The organism is Methylomonas rosea (genome assembly GCF_024505055.1).
GTDB lineage: Bacteria > Pseudomonadota > Gammaproteobacteria > Methylococcales > Methylomonadaceae > Methylomonas > Methylomonas rosea.
On the sequence record NZ_JANIBL010000011.1, the window covers coordinates 55,083 to 81,201 of the forward strand.

A 26,119-nucleotide genomic window follows, 5' to 3' on the forward strand; every position below is an offset into this window, starting at 1 on the left:
CCTTAGGACAGCGATTGCGGCGCGTCCCCGTGGCGGAAATAATTGGCGGTCAAGGTATCGGACAGCGCGGCCAGCAGTGCGTAAATCTTGCTGAGTTGTTGGTCCAAGGCCTCGCGAATGCCGGCTTCCGACACGCTCAACAAGTCTTCGATGTTGGCGATATTTAGAATGCAGCTTGCCTCTAATAATAGCCGTTCTTCGGCGCTTATCCGACGGGTGCTGGGTTCGCGCGGCAGTTTGCCGACATGTTCCTGCAAGCGGGCGATTTGATAGGCCAGTGAGCGGGGGTTGTTCGGGTCCATCAGCAGCAATTCCAGAAAGGAGGCCAACTCCAGATTGCTGCGGTAATGCTGGCGATAGCAAATCAGGTTGTCGCTGGTATCCAGTAAGGATTCTATCAAGCGCGTTTCCGTCGCTTCGCTTTGCGGCATGGCAAATGCGGTTCTCAACACCGAAACCAGTTGCAAACCGCGCTCCAGGCGCCGGCCGATGTCCAGAAACAGCCAGCCGTTGCCGCGCGTCATGCTTTCCATTACCAGGCCGCTGAACGCTGAGAGCGTGGTGATCAGCTGGTCCATTTGTTCCTGCATCGACCACAAGCCGGTTTTACCCAGGCGGCGCGCCTCGGAAACCTGTTCCTCGATTTCGTCGATTACCCGCCAGGTATCGGAAGACCATAAATCGCGCACCGCATAGCCGGATTGGGTCATCCTGTTTACCGTGTTGGCCAGGCTGCCCGCTCGGCTTTCGTCGACTACTATCGCCAGTAATTCGGCTTCGGGTGCTTGCAGTAAGCCCTCGTTATCCTCGGCAAAAAAGCCGGGGTAGGTGCCGGTCATGCTGGTGACGCAACGCAGCAGGGTTTCCAGGCTGAGCTGATAGTCAAGGCTGTCGCGATCAGGATTGCTGAACAATTTTTTGATAGTGGCGCGTAATAAACGTACGCCGCCTTCCGCGCGTTCCGCGTTGCGGCCCACCCAGAAAATATTGTCCGCCGCGCGGCTGGGTAAAGCATTGCCGTGGCCGGTCAGGCCGCCGCCGCTGCGCTTGCTTGGAATGGCCGGATGCTGCGGTTCGGTGGCAACCACCCAGGTATCTTTACTGATGCCGCCGGTTTGGTTGGTGATCATCATATTGCCGTACTGCGGCGCGCTACGGCTCAAGCCGCCCGGCATCAGGGTATAACCGTCAGCCCGCGCCACCATGAAACAGCGCAATAGGGTTTGGCGGGGTTCGTAGCCACCGGACACCATCGCCGGTACGGTGGAGAAGCTTTCGTACTCCTGGCCGACGTAAAGCGCGGGCCGGGCCTTGATGCGTGCGCGCCAGTCCGCGAGTTGCACGCGGCTGAGTTGATGGCCGAACACCGAGTGTTCGCCGGGCTTGCGGTAGATGGGTTTGATGACCAGGCGTTCCAGATTGGCGAGTACGTAATTTAATTCGCGAGCCTGACCGCACCACCAGGTGGCAATCGAATTTAATTTCAAGGTTTGTCCCAGGAAATATTTGGCAATACCGGGCAGGAAGGGCATGATGCCGGGGTTTTCCAGCACGCCGCTACCGAGCGGATTGGCAATCGCTACATTCCCACGTCTGACCACTTCCAATAGGCCGGGGACGCCGAGCCGCGAATCTTCGCGCAGCTCCAGGGGGTCGCAGTAATTGTCGTCCACCCGGCGCAGAATGACGTCCACCCGCTGCAAGCCGACCAGCGATTTCAACCAGACATAGCCATCGCGAATGGTCAGGTCGTCGCCTTGCACTAAGGGGTAGCCCAGATAGGAGGCCAGATAGGCGTGTTCGAAGAAGGTTTCGTTCAGCGGGCCGGGGGTGAGTACCACGACGCGCGGCGTGTCGGCGTCGCCGGGGGCGATCGCATTCAGACCGGCGCGCAGAGACTGGAAGAAGCGCGCCAGGCGGTGTACATGAGTATCGCGGAATAGGCTGGGCAAGACCCGCGACATAGCCAAACGGTTCTCCAGTGCGTAGCCGGCACCGGACGGCGCTTGAGTGCGGTCGCCCAGTACCCACATTTTTTTATCCGGGCCGCGAGCCAGGTCGGCGGCGCATAGCACCAGCTGATGTTGGCCGGGCAAGCGCACTTGATCGCAAACCCGCAGGAAACCGCCGTGGTTATAAATCAGCTCCAAGGGCAGCAGGTTTTTCTTGATGAGCTGACGCGGGCCGTACAGGTCGGCCAAAATCAGGTTCAACAGTTCGGCGCGTTGCAGTAGTCCGGCCTCGATGTCGAACCATTCGTCGCCGGAAAGCAGTAGCGGTATTGGGTCGAGTTGCCAGGGGCGGTTGATACCATCCGGGTCGCCGTAGACGTTATAGGTGACGCCGTTTTCGCGCAGCAGCTTCAGCGCTTCCTGATGGCGTTGACCCACTTCGCGGGGGCCGAGCTGTTGCAATGCCTGCATCAGGTGGGCCCAATGCGGTCTAACCCGGCCGGTCTCGTCCAGCATTTCGTCGTGGATGCCCTTGTCGAGGCGGTATCCAGGCGCGAAAGCTTCTGGTGTGCTTAAGGTTTTCATAGCTTTAGTTTGCCGGTTTACCGGGTATTGCGCAATTTATCAAAGCCGATCTCGTTTATTTATAGTTTCCAAGCCGGATTTTTCGCGCCGATGCCGATTCTGACGAGACTTTGGATTGATGCGTAGTCCAAGAAACCCGCAAGAAACATGCCGTTACGTTCAGGAATAGCCGAGAGCATTGTTGACCGCGTGGATTAGGTCGCTCTGCCTAGAATAGCCCAATATAAAGCATTGGTTTGATTCAAGCTTCTGAACTAAAGGGTATTTCCAAGTGCTAAGACAAGATAAGTCGGTCGTATTCGAGCAAGTAATAGCCGGAGGCGCTTAGATTGTTCACAACTTGGCACTGCTATTGCTTTATTTCAATTAACGCATTAGAACCGGTTTGCGTTGAAATGGTGCGGCAGTTTTTGCACCAACTCTGCGCGGACTCGCACCATAAAAGCAACGTTCACGGATGTATACAGCATGGTTACACCAACAATTTGGGCGGATTACAGCGCCGATAAGGCTTACGACGAGATGATCGCTGCGGGCGGCAAGCCACGCGATGCCTGCGCCAGTTTGAGTCAATACTTACAATCTTTGGGCATGGACGCCATTAAAGGCCGGCTGTCGGCGGCGGAAGCGGCCATCATGGAGATGGGTATCACCTTTACCGTCTACAGCGACGAGGGCAATATTGACCGGGCCTGGCCGTTCGACATCATTCCGCGCCTGATCGATTTTCAGGAATGGCAAATGGTGGAAACGGGCCTGAAACAGCGTTTGAAAGCCTTGAATTGCTTTATAAATGATGTCTATAACCAGCAGCAGATTATCAAGGACGGCCTAGTCCCGGCGGAATTGATCAACAGCTCCAGCAACTTTCGCAAGGAATGCTTAGGCATGCAGCCCAAATTCGGTAGCTGGGCGAATATCTGCGGTAGCGACTTGGTGCGGGCCGGAGACGGAAAACTTTATGTGCTGGAAGATAATCTGCGCGTACCCTCGGGCGTATCGTACGTGATCGAAAATCGGGTGATTACTAAGCGGATTTTTCCGGAGTTGCTGGAAAATCTGAATATCTTGCCGGTCGACGATTATCCAACCCAGTTGTTCGAAATGTTGGCTTCATTGGCGCCTAACGCGGACGACACGCCGCAAATCGCGGTATTAACTCCAGGCATTTATAACTCGGCCTATTTCGAACATGCGTTCCTGGCGCAGCAGATGGGTGCGGAACTGGTGGAAGGGGGCGATTTGTTGGTCAAGGACGACGACGATTGCGTTTATATGCGTACCATCAAAGGCTTGGAAAAAGTCGATGTAATTTACCGGCGTATAGACGATCTATTTCTGGACCCTGAGGTATTTCATAAAGATTCGGTATTGGGTGTCAAAGGCTTGATGCGGGCCTGGAAGGCCGGCAACGTGGCACTGGCGAATGCGCCCGGTGCCGGCGTGGCCGACGACAAGGTGGTGTATGCCTATGTGCCGGAAATGATTCGTTACTATTTAAACGAAGAGCCAATTCTGCCCAACGTGCCGACCTACTTATGCAGCGACCCGAAGCAATGTGCCTATGTGCTGGCGCATTTGCCGGAGCTGGTGGTAAAGCCGGCCAATGAATCCGGGGGGTACGGCATGTTGGTTGGTCCGCATGCCACGCAAAAGGAAATCAAACAGTTCCACAAGCTAATCCAGGAAAATCCGCGTAATTACATTGCTCAGCCGACCCTGGCCTTATCCACCTGTCCGACATTGTGCGGAGAGAAATTGGAGCCGCGGCACATTGATCTACGCCCCTTTATTTTGCAAGGCGAAAACAGCTTCGTCACCGCCGGTGGTCTGACACGAGTGGCGCTGCGGGCCGGTTCGTTGGTCGTGAACTCTTCGCAGGGCGGCGGCAGTAAAGACACTTGGATTATCAACAGGGAGCAATAAGATGTTATCGCGATCCGCCGAACGTTTGTACTGGATGGCCCGTTACCTGGAGCGCACCGAAAACACCGCCCGCCTGATCAGTGCCACGATGCATCTGATCTACGACTTACCGTATGGCGTGGAGCTGGGCTGGCGCAATTTGCTGAATATTTGCGGCGTGGAAGAGGCGTTTTACCAACGCTTTAAAAACCCCAGCGAGCAGAATACCACGCGGTTTTTACTGGCAGACATGAGCAATTCCGGTTCCTTGCTGGCGTCCTTGTCGTTTGCCCGCGAAAACATTCGCACCAGCCGCGAGTTGATGCCGGACGAAGCCTGGCAGCAAGTCAACGAGATGTATCTGTACGCCAATAACAATCTGGATAGCCTGTCCAATCGCCGGGGGCGGGCCTTGTTTTTGCAGGAAATCATGGCCGGTTGCCAGCGTTTTACCGGCTTTATGGCCGGGGCGATGAGCAGCAGCGACAGCGCCCGCTTTATCTGTATCGGCCGCAATCTGGAACGCGCCGATATGACCAGCCGGATCATGGACTTTGGTACCGTGCTGCTGGCGGAAAATCGCAGTACCAAGATGCGTGAATACGAAACCATCTTGTGGATCAACGTCTTGAAGTCGTTGAGTGCGGTATTGATGTATCGCAAGCACGTCCGCAATCGAATCAAAGGCGAAGACGTTCTGAATTATCTGTTAAAAAACCCCGACTTCCCCAGGGCCGTGCTGCATTGTCTCGAAGAGATTACCCAATGTATCAAGCGCTTGCCTAATGCCGTCGAACTATTCCCGCAGCTGGAGCAGTTGGAACAACAGGTACTGGCCATTGATATTAAGCAGGCTACGCCGCAGCAATTGCATCAGGTGCTGGACGGTTTGCAAGCTAAGTTCGACGATTTACACAAGCAAATCGCGGCAATGTGGTTTTTAAATAATCTCGGTGAGGACGAGCTGGAGAAAAATTGACACTATGCTCACAGGAAGATTTTCACCTTTTATGCCCTTGTTTGCTATTCGGGATTCAGATTGTCTGTAGGGCTGCAAACCAGCATTGTTGAGCGGAAGCAAGCTTGATCGAGGGGGCGCAACTTGGATTGCTGCTGACCCAAACCCCAAGTTTGCTATATCATGGAAGCATCGTTTTCTAAAACTAAAGGGGGAGGGTTATGGATAAGCTAAGGGCGCTGGGTCTGGGGCCGGTGGGGCAAGACGAACAAGCTGTAAAGCAACAGTTACATCTTTATATCAATCTGAAACTGGCTTCGTGCGGACAGCCGACGTGTATCGATACAGGGTCGGCGCAGTTTATGGATACCGCCCAGGACTTACTGAACAGCTACCTGGAAAAAAGCCGGTTGCTGGCCGGTTCCTCTCTTTATCCTGCCGATAGACGCATTCAAGATTTCCTGGAGCGCTATTGCGCGGATCTGGGCTTTGCCAAAATCCCCAGTTTGCCGACCATGACGTTCGAGCTGGACAAGCATGGCGTTGCGCGCGAATTATCTTTGCCTTTGGGCGAAGACGAATTTCGCTCCGAAATCGTTTCCAGTTTCCGGGTCAAGCAAGGCATTTTGCATAATCCGGCCAGCGACAGGCGTACCACGCAAGGCTCGTTTCATGTTGCCGAGGGCGGTTTGCCGGTGCCTGGCGACAAAAAACAAGTACCCAAGCTGACTTTTGCTTTGATGCTGGGTGAGGCTTTAAATCCGCCCGACGATTTGATGGTGCTGCCGTTTACCGCCCACCAAGCCAAACCGGCGCGGATGTTTGCGTCATTATTGATGCGGCCGGTGGTCTGTCCGGAAATTCCTGGCGTTGCCGCTGAAAAATCCATGGAAATTCGTTTCTTTGCGCCTGGTAATCTGGTCAGCAATCTGGATTTTGTCGAGAGTATCTTCGGCAATGGCGGTAATCCGGCCTTGCCGGAATGCGATGCGGCCCTGGATGTCGAGCATTGGTCCGGCCATAGCGGCTGCGTGATTCTGGCGCCGCATTTAACCAAGCTCACCAAAAAACAGCTGGGTTTGCCTCATTGGGACGAAGCCAGTGAACGCCAGCGTGCCGACGGCATGTGCTGGCAAGATCCGGAAGAACTATATAACGAAGGCCAGGCGTTTAAACTGACCGCCCGCGACGGCAGCGGCGTGATTGTTACCATCTTGGCCGATAATTATTACGGCTATTGCAAGAAGGAAGTTAAAACCCAGATCAGCTATGCCGCCAATTTATTCGGCTTGGCGGAAGAGGAACATGCCGGCGGCGCATTGGCGTTTCGCCGCGTCAATCACGGCGACGAGTTCGGTATCGGTAGTTTGACCCGCGAACCGGGCTACGATTTCGACGAGATGACCTATCACTACGGCGCGATCATGGATGTGCAGCCGGAAGGCTATGCCGTAGACAGGCATTTTCCGGAAATTATCTACGTACCGCAGGATTTGCGGATGAGTTTGGCGACCCAGAAAATTACCTGGCTCCGCAACGGCCAAAGTCATAGCATTCGCTTGCAACCGGGCAAAATCTACGTGCAGCCTAACGGCTATAAAATCGAGATGTGCAAGCATCCCGGCGCGCCATCCTGGCGTTTGATCGGCACCGTCGCGGAAGGCACTTTTTGCCACAAACCTTGTACGGTGTCGGGCGGCGGCAAATCGGAGATTTCCAAATCCATCGAGGACGCGGCAATTTACGGACCGCTGTTCGTAGACGATTTGCAGCACGATCTGGACCGGGTGCAGGCGATTTTCGATAAAGACTATACAGGACGCTTCCTGCCAGGTTTCGAGCGTGAAGACCGAGGCCCCAGCCGGACCGTGCTCAGTGCCGAACGCAGCTTGGGTTCGGTGATCAAGTTGTTGACGCCTTCGCCCAATCATAAGCCGGAATTCAACGACTGGCTGCGCTCCATTCCACCCAGTATCCTGGCCTTGGTGTTTTTGATCAAACGTTTTTATCGGCCGGAATGGGGCGATAACTGGCGGGACAATTTATCGGTGGACGTGATCGACGGGGCTCCAGGACACGAGCTGAAACTGAATCAACGTAAGATCGTCGCGACTTATTTACGGGTAGGTTTTGATTTGGACGGCGGCTGGCGGACTTTCAAGGTGCGGCAAGACTATATCGCCTGCGAGAAAGTGCAGATGGAAGACGATATCAGCGCCTCGGTTGTGGTGCCGACCGAGGCGGTGCGCGCCTGGCTGCCGGATGAGGGTTATGAAACGAGCCTGAAACTGGTCAGCAACTGCGAATACCGGCTGTTCCAGCGCCCGGACGATGCGATTATTCCCGGTTACGATAAACAGACCGAATTGAATATGTCCGCGCCGGGCAATTTCATGGCCAATTTCGAGCCTTTGGATCATCAGCAGTTGTCGGCGATTGTGGAAGATGTGATGACTTTTTCCAAATTCACCGCGCCGATGCAAAAGCTGTTAACTGATGCTTACCAGGCTGGAAGGGGCTTTGTCGTATGTTCCGCGCATCCGCGTCTGGTGAACGGCAAGCCGTCGAAAAATCCGCGCTACCTGGAAACCCGCGTCGACGTGGTCAAGCCCTTACGCAAATATGTGGCCGAGCTGGGTGCACGTTTGCATCGCAAGATTCCGCTCAATCAACCTCTCTGCCATCCGGTGGATGCGGTATTGACCGGCCGTCGCAATAATCCTCCCGAGCCTGGCATCCGCGCGCTGGCGGTTTACAACCCGATTCATTATCAAGAGTTACCGGAATTGTTCATGGACTTTGTCTGTTCCTTGACCGGTAAGTCACCATCTACCACGGGCGCCGGCAGTGAAGGTGCGCTGACCAAGGGGCCGTTCAACGCGCTGCGTGGCACTGCGGATTTGAACAATGCGCTGGTATCGTTCATTTTGACCGGTTACCCGGGTTTTTCCAGCTCGGCCGGGTTTATCGGTCCGGATACCCGCGTCGATCACGATATCAGTTTATTGATTCCGGAAATCTGGGCGCGGCTGTCGCGGGAAGAGCGTCACCCGGCATTTCTGTTGGAGCATGGCTATCTGGAACCGCTAACAGATTTTGAGCACAACGGGCAAATCGTCTTGGCCAGCCGTTTGGGTTATCGGATCACCAGTCATTTCGTGCATGGCTTGATGGGCAAGATCTTCGACAATCCGTATGCGGTGTTTACCGACGAGATTTTGCAACCGGAGCGCCAGGATCTGGAGGTGTTTGTAGACGGTATAAACAATATCGTTGAAACCCAGCAGCGCGTCGCGCAGCAGTACCTCGAAGACGGCAGTATAGAAGATGCCTGTCCGCCGTTGTATGCCTTGCTGCATATCATGGCCGACGGTCATTATCAGGGTAAGGATGCGCATCATCCGGAGATTCGGGCCATGTTTACCCGCGATTACTTATTAGCGTCGGATTGGTATCGGGAACGGCTACATATCAAGCAGCAGCGCGATATTGCCTTATGGCAGAGGCACGTCGATTATTTGGGCGGGTTCTTGCAAGAAAGCAGTCACCAAACCTTGATCGACGAGTTGAAGTTGGTTGAGCGGCATCGCCAGGCCCAACAGAAACTGGTGGAACTAGCCTCGCCGGATTATTTGCAGTCCCTGGTGGGTACATTGGGAGCCGATCCATTGGGACCTTATGCATCAGGTGCCGCTTAAGCCGTCCGATACTTAAAAAATAAGGGATGCCGGCCTCGCAGTCGGCATCCCTTTTTATGCTGTAGCGCGGTTTGTCGATTTAACCTTTGCGTTTGGCTTTGGTTTTGACTTTGGGATTTTCGTGGGCGATCAGCGAACGGGCCAGTTTGCGCAAACCGTTGGACGATACCTCCAGCCCAAGCGGCGAGCCTATCGATTCCAGCTCGTACATCAAGTCAGTCGCGGCAATCAGCGTCACATAGCGTAGGCTGCCATTGCCCGGCAACTGGGTGGACGCGTCGCGTAGCAGCGGGGCGAGTACGTCCCAAGAGCTGTTGAAGAACTTGCGTACCGGATCGTTTTCCGCGACATATTCCGCAGTTAGACCTTGTTCAAAGGCGACGCCGGCTTTTTGCAATACGTCGCGCAAGGTCGCTCGGCTAGCGTCCGCGTCGGTATTGATAGGTGCTTTCTCGATATTTTTTTCCAACGATGCTTGCCAGCCTTGCCAGAGGCTGCGCCATTGTTTCAATTCCGTTTCGTTCAAGGCCGGGGCTGCTTTTAAGCCGCCGGCATTTTGGTTGGTAGCGGTGTAACCCACGTTGATTAAAATACCTTTATCGTCGGCTTTGACCTGATTGAAGCGCAGGCTGTTGATGGTGTCGTGCAACTCTTCGCTATCTTCGGCGGCTATGAAGGGTAGCAGGGTTTTCGTAATGTCCGGGCGGGATTGGTTTAAGTCGATTTTCAGGGCGGCCAGCTTGGGCTCCGCGGCTTTTTTGATCAAGGATTGCAATTGAGCAATATTCAACGGCTGGCCGTTGCGATCAAACGCATTCAATTGGGTGACCGGGAAACTAAGTACATTGCCGGAGGCATCCAATGTCGGTTGTTGCAAGGTTTGCAATATGCCTGACCATTCGATCAAGGTCATGCATTTGCCGCCCAGCGCGGTGCCGACTCGGGCTTGCACATTGTTCTGAATTTTGACTTGGCCTTGCTCGCCGCTGATTTGCGGATGGTCCAGATCCAGAAAGCTGCATTGCTTGCCGTCTTTCCAGGCTCTTACCGATTCATTGGGGCCGTCGTAAAGCTCGCTAACCAGCACACTTTTGATTAAGCCGTACTCCATTGGCACCGGAATATTAATTTCGCGGGCAATACCGGTCTGTGCTGTCAGCAGCAAGCCGGTAGTAAGTAACAGGGCACGCATTTTTGACATGATTTACTCCTTAACGTTGTCGGGCGCAGGTTGATTAAGCGCGGCCGTGCCGCGATATGCGGATGAAATAGGGTAGCGGCGGTCACGGCCAAAGGCTCTGGGCGTGATGCGGATGCCGGGCGGCGATTGCCGGCGTTTGTATTCGTTTCTATCAACCAGGGAAATAGCCCTGTGCACATCAGTAACCGTGAAGCCTTGCGCCACGATTTCGGCGGCTGATTTATCCTGTTCGACATACAATGCCAGGATCGGATCCAGCATTGAATAGGGTGGCAGGGAGTCTTCGTCTTTTTGGTCCGGCGCCAATTCCGCCGACGGTGCACGGGTGATGACACGTTGCGGAATGACTGGCGACAGCGTATTACGGTATTTGGCTAATTGATAGACCAGCAATTTGGACACGTCTTTCAGCGGCGCAAAGCCGCCGGCCATATCGCCGTAAAGTGTGGCATAGCCCACGCTCATTTCGCTTTTATTACCCGTTGTCAGCAACAGTTTGCCTTGTTTATTGGAAAGTGCCATCAACAACACGCCACGGCAGCGGGCCTGGATGTTTTCTTCGGTAGTGTCCTTCTTACTGCCTGCAAACAGCGGAGCCAGCATTTCGTTAAATGCAGTCACCGCCGGCTCGATGGGCAGCACGTGATATTTGACGCCTAGCGCTTCGGCTTCCAGAATTGCGTCCTCGTTGCTCATGTCCTGGGTATAGCGTGAAGGCATCAGCACCGCTTCGACTTGATCGGCGCCAAGCGCATCGACCGCCAAGGCCAGCACCAGCGCGGAATCGATACCGCCGGACAAACCGAGAATGGCGCCACGGAAGCCGTTTTTACGGACGTAGTCTTGAATGCCCAACACCAGTGCTTTGTATTCGCTAACCACCGGTTGATACAAGTCGGCGATACCGGATTTTTGCGGCTGCTGATTGACGAACTCCACTACGCTCAGTTGTTCTGCGAATTCGGCTGCACGGAATACTACGTCGCCGTTACGATCAGCGACAAACGATGCACCGTCGAAAATCAATTCGTCCTGGCCGCCGATTTGATTGACGTAGACCAGCGGCACCTGCTCGGCTTTTATTTGCGAACAAATAATATCCTCGCGTTGCTGCATCTTGCCGGCATGAAACGGCGAGGCGTTCAGGGTCAGAATGATGTCTGCGCCGGCAGCGCGATTTTTGGTAATGATGCCGGGTTGCCAGATGTCTTCGCAAATCGTCAATGCTAACCGGGTGTCTTTAACAGTAAACAAGCAGGTGTGTTCGCCGGCGGTAAAGTAACGCTGTTCGTCGAATACGCCGTAGTTGGGCAATGCCTGTTTGTCATACTCAGCGAGCGTTTCGCCATCGCGTAATGCCACGGCGGTATTGTAAAGCCGGCCATCCTGTTGCCGGGGATAGCCGATTACAACGGTTATGCCGGCTACCTTCTTGGCAATTTCGGCAACGGCTTGTTGCGCTTGTTGAATAAAATCGGATCGAAACAGCAAGTCTTCCGGCGGATAGCCGGTAACGCATAGCTCCGGGAATACGACCAGGTCGGCCTGCCGCTGTTTGGCTTGTTCGGCGGCAGCCAGGATTTTACCGGTGTTGGTTTGAATATCGGCAACTGTTAAGTTCAGTTGGGCTAGAGCTATTTTTATCGACATTATTTTTTGGAAAAACAATCCCGCATCGCTACCCCAATATCCGAAGGCGAACTGACCATGCTGACGCCGGCCGCTTGCATCGCCGCGATTTTACCTGCCGCGGTGCCCGCGCCGCCGGTGACAATCGCACCTGCATGGCCCATGCGTTTACCTGGCGGTGCGGTTTGGCCGGCGATGTAACCCACCACCGGCTTGCTGACGTGGGATTTGATAAAGTCCGCAGCTTGTTCTTCGTCGCTGCCACCGATTTCACCGACCATCACGATGCCATGGGTGTCCGGGTCATCCTGGAAGCGACTCAGCACGTCGATGAAATTCATGCCGTGGATCGGGTCGCCGCCGATGCCGACGCAGGTGCTTTGCCCCAAGCCTTCGCGGGTGGTTTGATGCACCGCTTCATAAGTCAGCGTGCCTGAGCGGGAAACGATGCCGATTTTACCGGGCAGATGGATATGGCCGGGCATGATGCCGATCTTGCATTGCCCAGGCGTAATCACGCCGGGGCAGTTGGGGCCGACTAGCAATGAGCTGGTGCCTTGCATCGCCGCTTTAACTTTTAGCATTTGCAGCACCGGAATCCCTTCGGTGATGCAGATAATCAGTTCGATGCCGGCATCGACCGCTTCCAGGATCGCGTCAGCGGCGAAAAACGGCGGTACATAGATCATCGTTGCGGTAGCGCCGGTAGATTTCACAGCCTGTTCGACGGTGTCGAAGACCGGCAAATCCAGATGTTTGGAGCCGCCGCGCCCCGGTGTGACGCCGCCAACCAGCTGCGTGCCGTAGGCCACCGCTTGTTCGGAGTGAAAAGTACCTTGTTTGCCGGTGAAGCCTTGGCAAATGACTTTTGTATGTTTGTCGATCAAGATGCTCATGCGACGCCCTCCGCTAATTTAACTGCCTGTTCGGCTGCGCTGTTCAAATCCTCCGCCGCGTATAGTCCCAAGCCCGAGTCTTTCAACATAGCCAGCCCTTGCTCAACATTTGTTCCTTCCAAACGCACCACCACCGGTATGGTCAAATGCATTTCCTCTACTGCGGCCAGGATGCCGGCAGCAATCACATCGCATTTGACGATGCCGCCGAAAATATTCACCAACACTGCTTTGGTGGTGCCGTCGGATAAAATCAATTTAAAAGCGGCTTTCACCTTGTCTTTATTGGTGCCGCCGCCCACATCCAGGAAGTTGGCCGGCGCGCCGCCTTTAAGTTTGACCATGTCCATCGTCGCCATTGCCAGGCCGGCGCCGTTGACCATGCAGCCGATATTGCCGTCCAGTGTGATGTAGTTAAGGTCAAATTGCTTGGCTTCCGCTTCCTTGGCGTCTTCCTGCGAAGCATCGCGCATTGCCGCGATATCCGGGTGCAAGGCGATGGCGTTGTCGTCGAAATTGATTTTGCCGTCCAGGGCTACCAGTTTGCCGTCATCGGTCTGGATGAGCGGGTTAATTTCGATTTGGCTGGCATCCTTGGCCAAAAACAGTTGATACAGGCCGGTCATGATGGTTTGCAGCTGGCTTTGCTGGTCCTTGCCCAGTCCCAGCGCGGCTGCAACTTGCCGGCATTGATAAGGTTGCAGTCCCGCAGCGGGATGCACCGGCACGCGGACGATTTTCTCCGGCGTCTCGGCGGCCACCGCTTCTATGTCCATGCCGCCGGCGGCTGAGGCGATAAATATCAGTCGTTCGCTTTCCCGATCCAGTAACAGGCTCAAATAATATTCTTGGTTGATTGCCGAGGCTTCTTCTACCCAAACGCTATTGACCGGCAGGCCGGCGGCATCGGTTTGATGCGTGACCAAACGAGTGCCCAGCATTGCCGCGCTGAAATCCTTCACTTCATCCAGATTCCGGGCGACCTTCACCCCGCCGGCTTTACCTCTGGCGCCAGCATGGATTTGGGCTTTAACTACCCACGCAGGACTGCTCAATGTTTGAGCGGCTTGTTGCGCTTGTTCGGGCGTTGTCGCCACGGCACCTTGCGGCGCAGGGATGGCAAACTCTTTGAAGAGTTGTTTCGCCTGGTATTCGTGAATATTCATTTAGTGCTCCATGGATGGCTTAAATCGCGGCGTCTCAAGTTGGTGCTATGATTGAACTTACAAACATTCTAACTAACTCTGCATAAAAAATACGGGCAATGCTTTCTTCATCGGTCGATACTATTTATCCCTGCCCTTTTTCCAAAGGGTACGGCATTCCCGTTCGGCAAGCATGGTTGATGTTGAAGATTTTTGCCCTCTATCGGTTCATCACCGCCAGCTTGTTTGTGATGCTGTTTTATTTGCGGTTCGGGCCGTCGTTATTGGGTTCCTACGACGCGTCATTGTACCAGTTCACCAGTATTGCCTATCTGGGGATTTCGCTGTTTGCCGCACCTATCGCATTTCGACCGCGTTGGGCTTATGCCAGTCTGGCACAGTTATTTATTTTTACCGATATTGTCTTCATTACCTTGCTGATGCATGCCAGCGGCGGCATTGGCAGCGGCATTGGGATCTTGCTGGCTATCTCCATAGCGGCGGGTGGCTTATTGATAGGCGGGCGCTGCGCGATGCTGTTTGCAGCCTTGGCTAGTCTGGCCATTCTTGCTGAAGAGGTGTATGCGATAGAAACGCATGCCTTCGAAAATACCACCTTGACCTACGCCGGCATGCTTGGCGTATCATTTTTTTCGATAGCGTTTTTGTCGGTAATATTGGCGCAGCGCGCCGAACAATCGGCGGTTTTGGCCAGACGGCACGAGCAGACCATCGCCAGGCTGGAGAGCCTTAATCGCTACATTATCCAGCATTTGCAATCAGGCATTATGATCGTCGATGACCGGCAGGTCACTCAGCTTTCCAATCAATCGGCGTTGCGTTTGCTGGGCTTGGTGTTGCATCCGGAGGAGCTGGCCGAGGTAGCGCCGGAACTGAGGCTGGCTTTTGAGTTGTGGCGCGCCAATCGGGACCAGGATTTTGCGATTATCCAATTAGCCAATCGTAACGAAGTGCAAGTGCGATTTTCCGAGTTGAGTATGGATGACGAAGCCTTATATATGCTGATTTTCGAGGACATTGCTCTATATAACCAACGCCTGCAGCAGAGCAAGCTGGCGTCTCTAGGCCGATTGACCGCCAGTATCGCTCATGAAATTCGCAATCCGCTCAGCGCAATTAGTCATGCCGGACAGTTGTTATCGGAAGCGCCGGACTTGGATGTGCAAGAACTGCGTTTGACGGAAATCATCCAGCACCATTGTCAGCGGGTAAACAGCATCATCGAGGACATCCTTAAGCTGTCTCGGCGCAACCCGTCGCAGAAACAAAAAATTGCTTTGGACCAGTGGTTGCCGGCCTACGTTAACGAACAGAAATTAAACCTGGGTGAGCGGGCGGAGTGTTTTAAATTGATTTTTAAAGCGCAAAGCTTGAATGCCTGTATCGATAGCGGCCACTTGAAGCAAATCCTCGACAATCTTTGCGCCAATGCCTTGCAATACGGCAGACCGGAGTGCGGGCCGATTGTGCTTGAAGTGTCTCTGCTGCAGGATGCGCCGTGTATAAAAATTATCGATAATGGCGCGGGAATTGCCGCAGAGCATCGGCAGCATTTGTTCGAACCGTTTTTTACCACCTCTCACCAAGGTACCGGTTTAGGCTTGTATATTTCCAGGGAGTTGGCTGAACTGAATCAAGCGGAATTGAGCTACGCGGCTGATCCCGGAAAACCTTGTTTTACCTTGTTGCTGGCGAATGCCGATCACGCCGTCATTGAAATATGAATATGCCTGTCACACTGGTTGTCGACGATGAACCCGACATCAGAGAATTACTTGAAATAACCCTAAACCGGATGCACATTCAAACCCGTTGCGCGGCCAATTTGGCCGAGGCCAAACAGTTACTGGCCGGCGAGGTGTTTGATTTGTGTCTTACCGATATGAAATTACCGGACGGTGATGGGTTGGAATTGGTCGATCACATTCAATTGGCCGGTTTGCAGTTGCCGGTGGCGGTGATTACCGCGCATGGCAGCATGGATATTGCAATCAAAGCCATGAAAAAAGGTGCCTTTGACTTCCTGTCCAAGCCCGTCGATCTGGCGGTATTGCGGCAGCTGGTCAGTCATGCGTTGCAAGCTTCGCTGACCCGGGTTTCCGACAAAGAGCGGCGCACCCGCGATATCTTGCTCGGCGAATCGGCGCTGATGTGCGCTATTCGCTCGAAGATCGACAAGGTGGCTCGCAATCAGGCGCCGGTTTATATCAGCGGCGAGTCCGGTTCGGGGAAGGAGTTGGTGGCCAGATTGATACACCAGCAAAGCCCGCGCGGCGATAAGCCGTTTATTGCGATCAACTGTGGGGCGATCCCTCCCGAGTTAATGGAAAGCGAATTCTTCGGCCATAAAAAAGGCAGTTTCACCGGCGCGGTAGCCGACAAGCAAGGTTTGTTTCAGGCGGCAGACGGCGGTACCTTGTTTTTGGACGAAGTGGCTGATTTACCTTTGCCGCTGCAAGTCAAATTGTTGCGGGCGATTCAGGAGAAAAAAGTCCGTCCGGTTGGCGAGCAGCGCGAAGTCGCCGTCGATGTGCGCTTATTAAGTGCAACGCACAAGGATTTGGCCAAAATGGTCCAGGAAGGCAGTTTCAGACAAGACTTGTATTATCGGATCAATGTCATCGAACTGAGTTTGCCGCCCTTGCGCGCCCGGCCTGCCGATATTCCTCAGCTTACCGAGCACTTATTGGCGGGATTGGCCAACGCTAACGGCATGGCTTTACCCAAGCTGACCGACTCGGCGCTGAACGCGTTAAAGCACTACTATTTCCCCGGCAATGTCCGGGAGCTGGAAAATATACTGGAGCGGGCGCTGGCCTTGCACGATGGCGGCGTCATCGAAGTCGACGATCTGAACCTGCCGCTGGGGATGGAGTTGGCTGCTGTCGAAGATTTCGATGCCGAGAAAATGTCGCTGGAAACATATCTCGAAGACATAGAGAAAAAAGCCTTGAGTGCCGCGCTGGAGGAAAATCGTTGGAACAAAACCGCTACCGCTAAATACTTGGGCCTAAGTTTTCGGTCGCTACGGTATCGCTTGAAAAAGTTGGGTCTGGAATAACAAAAAATCGATTGTAAGCGAGTAGGAGCCTGCTACTCGCCTAAATAACTCGCAGTATCCCTATTGATACTTGCTCATGCCTTTCAGTTGTTGCAGCGCTGCTTGGATTTTGGCGTTTGCGGCGTCGTCCAGTTCGTTGTTTTTATACACCTTGTCCAACAGGCCTTCTTCTACCAATGCATCTTTGATCCAGCGTTTGGCAAAGGCATAGCTGGCTGGAACTTTGGAAACTTCACCTGTGCTTGGGTTTTTCAGGCTATCGACAGCGGGTGTTGGAGAAGCTGCGGCGGCTTTTTTGGCCGGGGCGGATTTACTGGCTTTGGTGGCGGCGGGTTTGGGTGTGGCGGCTTTGGCTGGAGCGGGTTTTGCGGTGGATTTTTCGGCTGCGGGAGGAGGCGGTGCCTGTTCCGCTTGGATTGCCGGTTTAGTCACTTCCGGCTTGGCGGGCTCGGGTTTAGTTGTTTCCGGTTTTTCTTTCTTGCCGCCCATTACTACAAATACTACATAAGCCACAAAAATAGTCGTCGCTATAAAAAGCAATTCAGCCATAACCCTTCCCCTTTGTTTGTTTTATTTATTAAGATTCAGAACAATGTGATGACACGTTTTAAACACCGCGGGCGAATATACCAGAGCTACTCAAGTCGGTAAACTAATACCCTATTTGGCAAAAGGCTCGCGGATTGTGTTTAAACCGCTTCAGGTGATTAAGGTGGCCGCCTGGTTACTACCCAACATAAGGCCCAGCGACACTTTATGACCCTCCAGTAGATTCTGCTGGGGTTTGCCGAAAGCATAGCCCTGGCCGAAATTGACGCCGATTTCCTTCAGCTTCATCGCCGTGCCAGCCGATTCGACGAATTCGGCGATGGTTTTCTTGCCGAGTTTTGAAGCGATTTCGACCATGGATTTGACAAGTATTTGGTCGGTTTCGTTGTCGAGCAGGTTTCTGATGAATTGACCGTCGATTTTCACGTAATCGACCGGAAAGGTTTTTAGATAGTTGAAAGAACAAAAGCCGGCACCGAAATCGTCCAACGCGAATTTGCAACCCAAGGCTCTGATTTTGTTAATCATATGCCGGGTTTTTTCAAAATTGTCCACGGCCGCTGTTTCAGTGATTTCGAAGGTTAAACGGTTGGCGTCAATCCAGGTCATTTCCAGTTTATCCTTAATTGTGGATAGTAAATCCGGATATTGAAACGCTGTGCTGGATAGGTTCACGGCCAGGGAAATGTAAGACATGTAGGTGGGTAGAGCCGCCAAAAAGTCGATGGCATTTTCAACGACCCAAAGGTCTATCGCGTGAATCAAGCCGGTTCTTTCCGCCACCGGAATAAACTGATCCGGTGTAATGATCTCATTGCCTTCGCCGCGCATGCGCAACAACGCTTCGTAATGTGAGACGTTGCCGTCGGACAACTGCACGACAGGTTGGAACACCAGGAATAACTGATTGTCTCGCAAGGCTTTGCGAATCAGCGGCACCCAATAGATGTCCCGGCGCCTTTCCTTGACGATCAGATCCTCGCTGTTATAAATGTAAATTTTGTCTCTGCCGGTGCTTTTTGCATAATTGCAGGCTTGGCGCGCATGCAAAATCATTTCGCCCGGATGGAATGCAGAAACCGTATTGTCCAGCGTGGCAATGCCGATGGAAACCGAGGCGCTATAAGACACTTCGCCGGTAAAAAAACGGAAATTGTCCACAGTGGTTTTGATGGTTTCAGCGAGAATCTGCGCCTGCTTTTTGGTTTTGTTTTCCAGGAACAAACAAAACTCGTCGGCACCGATACGGGCGAACAAACTGCCGGCCGGTAATAGTTTTCGGACCAGAATAGCCATTTCGACCAGTAAACGATCACCCACTTCAAAGCCTTCCAGTTCGTTAATCAGGCTGAAGCGGTCCACATCGATGAATAATAAAGACCCGTCTTTTTGCGCTTTATTGCTGTGATTTAGTACCAGTCTCAGCTGACGTTCGAAGCTGCTGCGATTGAATAAGCCGGTTAATTCGTCGTGCGCAACCAGAAATTTGAGTTTGGCATCGATAACGTTTTTTGCGGCCAGTTCATTGATCAGTTGTTCTTCCTGACGGTGCCGCAATTGGCGTTCCTGTTTCAGGCTCAGTAAAAACTTTACGGCAAGTATCAATTCCTGAGTGTTGACCGGCGTGTTGATTTTATAAGTCAGACAATTGTCGTGTTGCGGCTGACAGCGGTCGAGGTCGCAGGCGAAGCTGTCGTCGTTCAGAATCACCACCGGGATGACCGATACCGAGTTGGCGCTGGATAAACTTTGACACATCTCCCGAGCTTGGCAAAGCGGCAGCGTTGCGTTCAGCACGATCAAGCCGATCCTATCGGGTTGGTCGGCGTAAGGCTTCAGAATCTCGTAAATTTGCTCGCCATTTTCAGCTACGCGAATTTCGGTAAAGCCCGTGGCTTTTAATGTGGAAACGATTTTTTGAGCAGAGACTTCATTATGCTCCGCAACGACAATAAGTTTTTCTTTGAGCACGTCATTGGCAATCATCTAATACCATCCAGGTATTGGCATAAAATCGGGAGCTGTAAGCATATGGTTAGGAGGGTGACGGCATTTAATAAGCTTGTATTTTCATATAATTGGTCTAGGTTTAAGCGCAGCCTTTAATGCTATTTCTATGCTATTGGTTTTCAGTATAGGTGTAAATTTAATTTTTTAGAATTATTGATGATAGCTTACTCACCATCCACATTGACCGTAGCCGATTTGCTGAGAGGTGATTTACAACTCGCCTCGCCGCCGAACGCCTATTTTTTGTTGAAAAAAATAGTCGAAGATCCGAACAAGACCGCGAAGGACGCGGCTGTTGTGATCGAAGCCGATGCGGCATTGGCGGTAAAGCTACTGAGGATAGTTAACAGTGCTTTTTATGGCTTTCCGTCTCAAATCAGTTCGATTTCCAAAGCCATCACCTTGATTGGTACCCGTGAGTTGCAGAATCTGGTGCTGGGTACCTTGATTGTCGAACGCTTTTCCGATTTACCCGGACAACATTTCTCCATCCACGATTTTTGGGCCAGAAATTTGCGCTGCGCGTTGATTGCACGCGAGTTGGATATTCATTTCGGCAAGCACTATGCCGACACCGCGTTCCTGTGCGGCTTGGTCCATAATATCGGTCAATTGGTGTTTTACCGGCGGATTCCGGTACTGGCTCGGGAAGTTGACTTGCTTTTGCAGTCGCAAACCCCGCTTGCCGTGGACGACGAGGTGACGATAGAGCAAAATGTGATCGGCTTCGACCACTTTCAGGCCGGTGCCGAGTTGTGCAAACAATGGATGTTACCGGACGTTATTGTGGAAAGTATTCGCTTGCATTGCTTTCCGGATCTAATTGGGCCTTACTCCGATTTGGCTGCCATGGTCAGGCTGGCTAACTGCTTGAGTCGAATCGAAAATCCCTACGATGCCCACGCCGTCAATGCTTTGAATCTGACGCCCGAACAAATCAGTTTCATCCTCGATAAAATCAGCGACGAATTCGAAGTCATTTTTAAATTGTTCTATCCCACCGTCTAAGCCCACTGTCATTAAGTTAAGGAAAAAGCTCCCTCTCCTGCCGGAGAGGGTTGGGGTGAGGAGAATATAAAAGCAAAGGCTTTATGATCCCCTCATCCTAACCTTCGCCTATATGCCCAATGGATACGGAGGGAGAAGAGATGGCCCAGCCATTAAGCTCACGGCAGTGACCAGCCCGTTCGTACTCTTACCATTCTCGGAATATCTGTTGCTGAAAGGTGACAGGATGCTAGCTCGAGCACCCCATCATCTAGCCCGCGATAGGCTATCGACTTGTCTCGAATGCGGTTTTTGTCGTAAAAAAACAACGGATAGGCCAATTAAATTCGTTTTGTCATAAAGTTGTCACATTGCCTCCATACAATGCGCACAAGCTCTCAGGTCGCCATGATCTTTGGGTTAACGCATTGATTTATATAATTATTGGAGAAATTTGATGAGACTTTCTAAGCTGAGCCTGGCAATGGCTGCGGTTATTGGCTCGGGTATCTGCGCTGAGGCGATGGCGCTGGATTTGTATGTTGATGCAAAAACCAAGCAGATTTTTGCCGAACCGGGTCCGGGTCGCACCAAGTTGGGTTCATTTGAAAAAGTCGAAGATACGGTTGCTAAAAAAGTTGAAGCCGACAATCAAACACAAAAAGCTGAGATCGACAAAATCAAGCAGGATCTCGAACTGAAAACCAACGAACTGAAAGCACTTGACGAGCATATCGTTGCGCAGCGCGAAGACAAGGCTAAGAACGACGAAAAATGGTTTAACAAAATCAATGTCCGAGGCTATACCCAATTGCGCTATAACCAAGCATTATCCGGCGATAGAACAGCTGGCGAGCCGGAATTGAAATCGGTGGGCGATGGCTCGATCGGTAACAATCAAGGTTTCTCATTACGCCGGGTGCGCTTGGTGTTCTCCGGCGACATTAATGAGTATATCTCCTTGTATCTGCAGCCGGATTTCGCCACCACCAACGGCGATTTACACTTTGCGCAATTGCGCGATGCCTATGCCGACTTGGCGTTCGACAAAGCACACGAATATCGGATTCGTGCCGGTCAATCCAAAGTACCGTTTGGTTGGGAAAACCTGCAATCTTCGCAAAACCGCCTGACGCTGGACCGTGACGACGCGCTGAACAGCGCGGTACCTAGTGAACGTGATCTGGGGTTGTTTGCTTATTGGTCACCTAGCGATGTGCAAAAACTTTGGAAAGATTTAGCCAAGAAAAATCTGAAAACCTCGGGTGATTACGGCGTCTTGGGCTTGGGTGTTTATAACGGTCAAGGCGTAAACAAAGCTGAAGCTAACGATAACTTATATTTAGTCGCTCATTCGACTTATCCGTTTGACTTAGGTTTCATGGGCTTGCGTGGACAAGTCGTTGAAGTGGGTGCGGATGCGATGTCAGGAAGATTTAACCGGTCCACAAGCGCTTATACCAGCAGGTTTGGATCGGGAACGCCGACTGCAAGAGACAATAGCGAAGATAGGGTTGGAGTTCATGCCGTGTTGTTCCCGCAACCTTTTGGTTTGCAAGCGGAATGGAATTGGGGTGCGGGTCCTACTCTTAATCCATCTGCCAATCGAATTGAAAGACAAAATCTGGAAGGTGGCTATGTACAAGCCATGTATAAGATCGATAACGTATTCGGTACTAAAGGCAGCATGATGCCTTATGTCAAATGGCAAACCTATGATGGTGCCTGGAAGGGTGTCGCCAATGCTCCAAGAGTCAACGTGGATGAGGTCGAAGCCGGTGTCGAGTATCAAATTAACAAGGCATTGGAGTTGACTGTGGCTTATGCAACAATGAATCGTACTCAAATTCAAACGCAAACAACGGCGGCTGGATTCTTGCAACAAGCTAGCGGCGACTTGATTCGCACCCAGTTGCAGTTCAACTATTAATTGTTAGTGGAGCGTGGGATTCTCCGCGCTCCAAAACAATTTCTGGTTTCAAAATAAACGCCTCGTTTCTTGCGGAACGGGGCGTTTTTTGTGTCGCTGTATTTTCAGTGATTGCGCTTCGCGTACACTTGCAGTTTCAACAGAATAATCGCCGCATGGCGCGAATAAATCCGCACAAGGTGAGTGTTGAAGCAAGCAGTCTGCTAGACTGTCCGGCCTATCAAAAAACTCCGAAAGTTATGAGTGAACAACAATCCCTAGCCCGTTACGGTTGGCTATCTATTGCTGCGGCAGTCAGCACTATCGCGCTAAAAAGCTACGCCTATTGGTTGACCGGCTCAGTGGGTTTGCTGTCCGATGCACTGGAGTCGCTGATCAATTTGGTGGCGGCGATCATCATGCTGGTGGTGCTGACTATTTCGGCGCGGCCGCCGGACGACACCCATGCCTACGGTCACGAAAAAGTCGAATATTTTTCGAGCGGTGCGGAAGGGATCATGATTCTGTTGGCGGCTTTCAGTATCGGCTATGCGGCCTGGGAGCGATTATGGAACCCGCTGGCGCTGCATCAACTTGATCTAGGTATTGCGGTTTCGGTGTTCGCTTCATTGATCAATTTGACAGTTGCCCGAATTTTGATTGGCGTCGGCCGGCGTCGACAGTCGATTACGCTGGAGGCCGATGGTAAGCATCTGATGACCGATGTCTGGACGACGGTCGGGATTTTGGTCGGCATCGCCATTATCTCGGTGGCAAACCGTTTCGAGCCCAGTTTGGCGTTTGCCAGACAATTGGGGCTGAACGGCTGGGAAATACTCGACCCGATTATTGCGATAGGAGTGGCTTTACATATCGTTTGGGCCGGCTTGCAATTGATTCGCCGGACGGTGGAAGGCTTATTGGATGCGGCGCTATCGCCGGCGGAAATCGCTGAAATTGTGGCGGTGCTGGAGCAGCATGTGGCTGGCGACGGCATTGCCTATCATGCGTTACGGACTCGTTACGCCGGCGCCAGGCGTTTCATGTCAGTACATGTGCTGGTGCCGGGTGGTTGGACGGTGCAGCAGGGCCATGATTTGTTGGAAACGATAGAAGGGCAGATCAAGGACAAGTTCGACAATATCGATATCGACACCCATCTTGAACCTATCGAAGATGTGGCCTCTTGGGAGCATTGAGCTTGGCAGGTGTGGTTTGTAGGCGCGGTCAGGGGCCGCACCTACAGCGTGGAATTAAGCTTCGATCAAATTCAAAACCATTTCTTCCGCGCTTTCTTCGGCAATTTTAAAGCCACGCAGCTCTAGTACGCCCTTGGTATTCAAGGAGATGATTAAATGCAATACATCCGGATAGCTGGCTTCCTTGATGTCGGTCAGTGAGGGTTGGGCCGGGCTGTGCGGGTGCGAGTGGTAGATTGCAAATAGCGTTTCGCCTTTATCGCGTATTTGGCGCATGGCCTCTATTTGCTGGCTGGAGTTCAATAGGAAGCGGGTTTCCGGCGTGGCTGCGCTATTTTCCACCGGATAACAACTCGCCGGCATGCCGGCGCTATCCGCGCCGATAAGGCCGCAAACCTCGGTATCCGGGGATAGTTGCGCCAAGTGCAGTAACTGATTGGTGAGCTTGCGCGGCAGAGAAATTTCGCTGTTATTCATAGTGATTTCCATGTTCCTGATGTTACCCGAGGATTGCCGGATAAATCCGTATATGTATTGATCTGACGGTAACCCAGTTCGTTAAAAATGGCCTGTACCTCGGTTTGTTGATTGTAGCCGTGTTCGACCAATAATTGCCCATGGTCTTTCAAATGTGCGCGGGCTTGTTCGGCAAGCAGGCGAATGTCTCGTAAGCCGTTTTCGGGGCTCATCAACGCGCCATCAGGCTCAAAGCGCACGTCCCCCATTTTTAAGTGGGGGTCATTATCTGCGATGTAGGGTGGATTGCTGAGTACCAAATCAAAGCCCGTTTCCTCGATATTATCGAACCAATTCGATTGCAGAAAACTAATATTGCCAGCATTGAGTTGCTGCGCATTATATCGGGCGACTTCTAAAGCCGCTGAGCTTAGATCGCTTGCAAATACCTGGGCTAGCGGTCGTTCGGCGGCCAGCGTGACAGCAATAATCCCGGAGCCGGTGCCGAGATCGATGATTTTGCAGGGCCGGTCTGTCGGTAACAGCGACAGGCTGAGCTCTATCAACAATTCGGTGTCGGGTCTCGGAATCAGCACATCCGGGCTGACTTTGAAATTGCGCGACCAGAACTCACGCTGGCCGGTTAAGTAGGCAACCGGTGTGCCTTGCGAGCGTTGTTCGATCAGTAATTGAAACTGCGCGATTTGTGGTGCGTTGGGCTGATGTTCTGGCCAGGCCCGGAGAAATGAGCGGTTTTTCTCCAGGCAATGGCAGAGCAATACTTCGGCGTCAAGCATTGCAGTTTCGGAGGTTGTGCTTAGCTGTTCGATTGCCGCGATCAACAGGCTTTGGAGTAAATGGTCATTGCTTTTAGACATTGCCCAACTGCGTCAGCAACTCGGCCTGATGTTCGTGTATCAGCGGTTGAATCACATGTTCCAGTCCGCCTTCCATAATCTCTTCCAGCTTATATAAAGTCAGATTGATGCGATGATCGGTAAGCCGGCCTTGTGGGTAGTTATAGGTGCGGATACGCTCTGAACGGTCGCCGCTACCCACTTGCAACTTGCGGCTTTCAGACTGTTCGGCATGCTGTTTTTCCTGGGCGGCGGACATCAGGCGCGCTTGCAATACCGACATCGCGCGGGCGCGGTTTTTGTGTTGCGAGCGTTCGTCCTGGCATTCGACTACGACGCCAGAGGGAATGTGGGTAATGCGGATGGCCGACTCGGTACGGTTGACGTGCTGACCGCCGGCGCCGGAGGCGCGGAAGGTGTCGACGCGCAAATCCGCCGGGTTGATGTCGATTTCGTCAACCGCATCGACTTCCGGCATGATCGCCACGGTACACGCCGAGGTATGCACACGGCCTTGCGATTCGGTTTCGGGTACGCGCTGGACGCGGTGGGTGCCCGATTCGAACTTCAATTGCGAATAGACGTTTTGGCCGGCTACGCGCATGATAACTTCTTTAAAGCCGCCGTGTTCGCCGCGGTTTTCGTTGATAATTTCCGTACTCCAGCCCTGTCTCTCCGCATAACGTTGATACATGCGCGCCAGGTCACCGGAGAAGATCGCTGCTTCGTCGCCGCCGGTACCGGCTCGTACTTCCAGGAATACGTTACGGTTGTCGTTGGGGTCTTTCGGCAGCAATAGAATTTGCAGCTGTTGTTCCAATTCTTCGCGTTGTGCTTCAGCGGCCTGGATTTCCTCTTTGGCCATCTCCCTTAACTCCGGGTCGCTGTCTTTGGCCATTTCCTGGGCTGATTCCAAGTTGGATTCGTTTTCCTGATAGGTTTTGTAACAGGCGACCAACGGCTCGATTTGTGCGTATTCCTGGCTCAGGCTGCGGAATTGGTTTTGATTGCTTTGTACTTCCGGTTGCGACAACAAGGCGGTGATTTCTTCGAAGCGTTCGCAGAGGTTTTCCAGTTTGGTTTGTATCGAGGGTTTCATTC

At 52.7% G+C, this 26,119-nt stretch carries 18 protein-coding genes; 8 read left to right on the forward strand and 10 right to left on the reverse strand.

Features of this window, described 5'->3' with window-relative positions; genetic code table 11:
- Window positions 1-2: 2 nt before the first annotated feature.
- Window positions 3-2,537 (reverse strand): circularly permuted type 2 ATP-grasp protein, encoded by a 2,535-nt coding sequence (locus NP589_RS05325; RefSeq protein WP_256606056.1) that lies wholly within the window; start codon window positions 2,535-2,537, stop codon window positions 3-5.
- Window positions 2,538-3,005: 468 nt separating this feature from the next.
- Here NP589_RS05325 and NP589_RS05330 point away from each other — a divergent pair, with 468 nt between their 5' ends.
- The 3 genes from NP589_RS05330 (at window position 3,006) to NP589_RS05340 (ending at window position 9,098) form a co-directional block, all read left to right on the forward strand.
- Entirely contained in the window at window positions 3,006-4,463 is a 1,458-nt protein-coding gene (locus tag NP589_RS05330; protein ID WP_256606057.1) for a circularly permuted type 2 ATP-grasp protein, read from the forward strand.
- A 1-nt stretch (window position 4,464) separates the two neighbouring features.
- Window positions 4,465-5,421, forward strand: a complete 957-nt coding sequence (locus NP589_RS05335; protein WP_256606058.1) for an alpha-E domain-containing protein — start codon at window positions 4,465-4,467, stop codon at window positions 5,419-5,421.
- A 200-nt stretch (window positions 5,422-5,621) separates the two neighbouring features.
- Complete coding sequence (locus NP589_RS05340; RefSeq protein WP_256606059.1) at window positions 5,622-9,098, forward strand: PPi-type phosphoenolpyruvate carboxykinase family protein; 3,477 nt, start codon at window positions 5,622-5,624, stop codon at window positions 9,096-9,098.
- 79 nt (window positions 9,099-9,177) lie between these two features.
- Here NP589_RS05340 and NP589_RS05345 read toward each other — a convergent pair whose 3' ends face one another.
- From NP589_RS05345 to sucC, 4 genes are read right to left on the reverse strand one after another with little or no spacing between them, the layout of a single operon-like run.
- Window positions 9,178-10,299, reverse strand: coding sequence for a hypothetical protein (locus NP589_RS05345; RefSeq protein ID WP_256606060.1), 1,122 nt, complete (start codon window positions 10,297-10,299; stop codon window positions 9,178-9,180).
- A gap of 3 nt (window positions 10,300-10,302) precedes the next feature.
- Window positions 10,303-11,949 carry an NAD+ synthase gene (locus NP589_RS05350; RefSeq protein ID WP_256606061.1) on the reverse strand — a complete coding sequence of 549 codons (1,647 nt, stop codon included), beginning with the start codon at window positions 11,947-11,949 and terminating at the stop codon, window positions 10,303-10,305.
- Window positions 11,949-12,824 (reverse strand): succinate--CoA ligase subunit alpha, encoded by an 876-nt coding sequence (gene sucD / locus NP589_RS05355; RefSeq protein ID WP_256606062.1) that lies wholly within the window; start codon window positions 12,822-12,824, stop codon window positions 11,949-11,951. The genes NP589_RS05350 and sucD overlap by 1 nt, the downstream gene beginning before the upstream one ends.
- Window positions 12,821-13,990, reverse strand: coding sequence for an ADP-forming succinate--CoA ligase subunit beta (gene sucC, locus NP589_RS05360; protein WP_256606063.1), 1,170 nt, complete (start codon window positions 13,988-13,990; stop codon window positions 12,821-12,823). The genes sucD and sucC overlap by 4 nt, the downstream gene beginning before the upstream one ends.
- A gap of 98 nt (window positions 13,991-14,088) precedes the next feature.
- Between sucC and NP589_RS05365 the strand changes: the two genes are divergently transcribed.
- Entirely contained in the window at window positions 14,089-15,714 is a 1,626-nt protein-coding gene (locus NP589_RS05365) for a sensor histidine kinase (RefSeq protein ID WP_504137418.1), read from the forward strand.
- Window positions 15,711-17,051, forward strand: a complete 1,341-nt coding sequence (locus NP589_RS05370) for a sigma-54-dependent transcriptional regulator (RefSeq protein ID WP_256606065.1) — start codon at window positions 15,711-15,713, stop codon at window positions 17,049-17,051. Before NP589_RS05365 ends, NP589_RS05370 begins: the two co-directional genes overlap by 4 nt.
- A 60-nt stretch (window positions 17,052-17,111) precedes the next feature.
- Here NP589_RS05370 and NP589_RS05375 read toward each other — a convergent pair whose 3' ends face one another.
- The gene (locus NP589_RS05375) at window positions 17,112-17,600 is read right to left on the reverse strand and encodes a hypothetical protein (protein WP_256606066.1); all 489 of its coding nucleotides are present in this window, start codon (window positions 17,598-17,600) and stop codon (window positions 17,112-17,114) included.
- Between the two features lie 150 nt (window positions 17,601-17,750).
- Complete coding sequence (locus NP589_RS05380; protein ID WP_256606067.1) at window positions 17,751-19,586, reverse strand: GGDEF and EAL domain-containing protein; 1,836 nt, start codon at window positions 19,584-19,586, stop codon at window positions 17,751-17,753.
- 180 nt (window positions 19,587-19,766) lie between these two features.
- Here NP589_RS05380 and NP589_RS05385 point away from each other — a divergent pair, with 180 nt between their 5' ends.
- The 3 genes from NP589_RS05385 to NP589_RS05395 all read left to right on the forward strand — a co-directional run bounded on the left by NP589_RS05385 (window position 19,767) and on the right by NP589_RS05395 (window position 23,705).
- On the forward strand, window positions 19,767-20,618 hold the full coding sequence (locus tag NP589_RS05385; protein WP_256606068.1) for an HDOD domain-containing protein: 852 nt from the start codon (window positions 19,767-19,769) through the stop codon (window positions 20,616-20,618).
- Between the two features lie 436 nt (window positions 20,619-21,054).
- Window positions 21,055-22,527 (forward strand): porin, encoded by a 1,473-nt coding sequence (locus tag NP589_RS05390; protein WP_256606069.1) that lies wholly within the window; start codon window positions 21,055-21,057, stop codon window positions 22,525-22,527.
- 239 nt (window positions 22,528-22,766) lie between these two features.
- Complete coding sequence (locus NP589_RS05395) at window positions 22,767-23,705, forward strand: cation diffusion facilitator family transporter (RefSeq protein WP_256606070.1); 939 nt, start codon at window positions 22,767-22,769, stop codon at window positions 23,703-23,705.
- A 54-nt stretch (window positions 23,706-23,759) separates the two neighbouring features.
- On the opposite strand, the gene NP589_RS05400 is transcribed toward NP589_RS05395, so the two are convergent.
- From NP589_RS05400 to prfA, 3 genes are read right to left on the reverse strand one after another with little or no spacing between them, the layout of a single operon-like run.
- Entirely contained in the window at window positions 23,760-24,182 is a 423-nt protein-coding gene (locus NP589_RS05400; RefSeq protein WP_256606071.1) for a M67 family metallopeptidase, read from the reverse strand.
- The gene (prmC, locus tag NP589_RS05405; protein ID WP_256606072.1) at window positions 24,179-25,039 is read right to left on the reverse strand and encodes a peptide chain release factor N(5)-glutamine methyltransferase; all 861 of its coding nucleotides are present in this window, start codon (window positions 25,037-25,039) and stop codon (window positions 24,179-24,181) included. Before prmC ends, NP589_RS05400 begins: the two co-directional genes overlap by 4 nt.
- A complete protein-coding gene (gene prfA / locus NP589_RS05410) occupies window positions 25,032-26,117 on the reverse strand; it encodes a peptide chain release factor 1 (RefSeq protein WP_256606073.1) in 1,086 nt (361 codons plus the stop codon). Before prfA ends, prmC begins: the two co-directional genes overlap by 8 nt.
- Window positions 26,118-26,119: the final 2 nt, after the last annotated feature.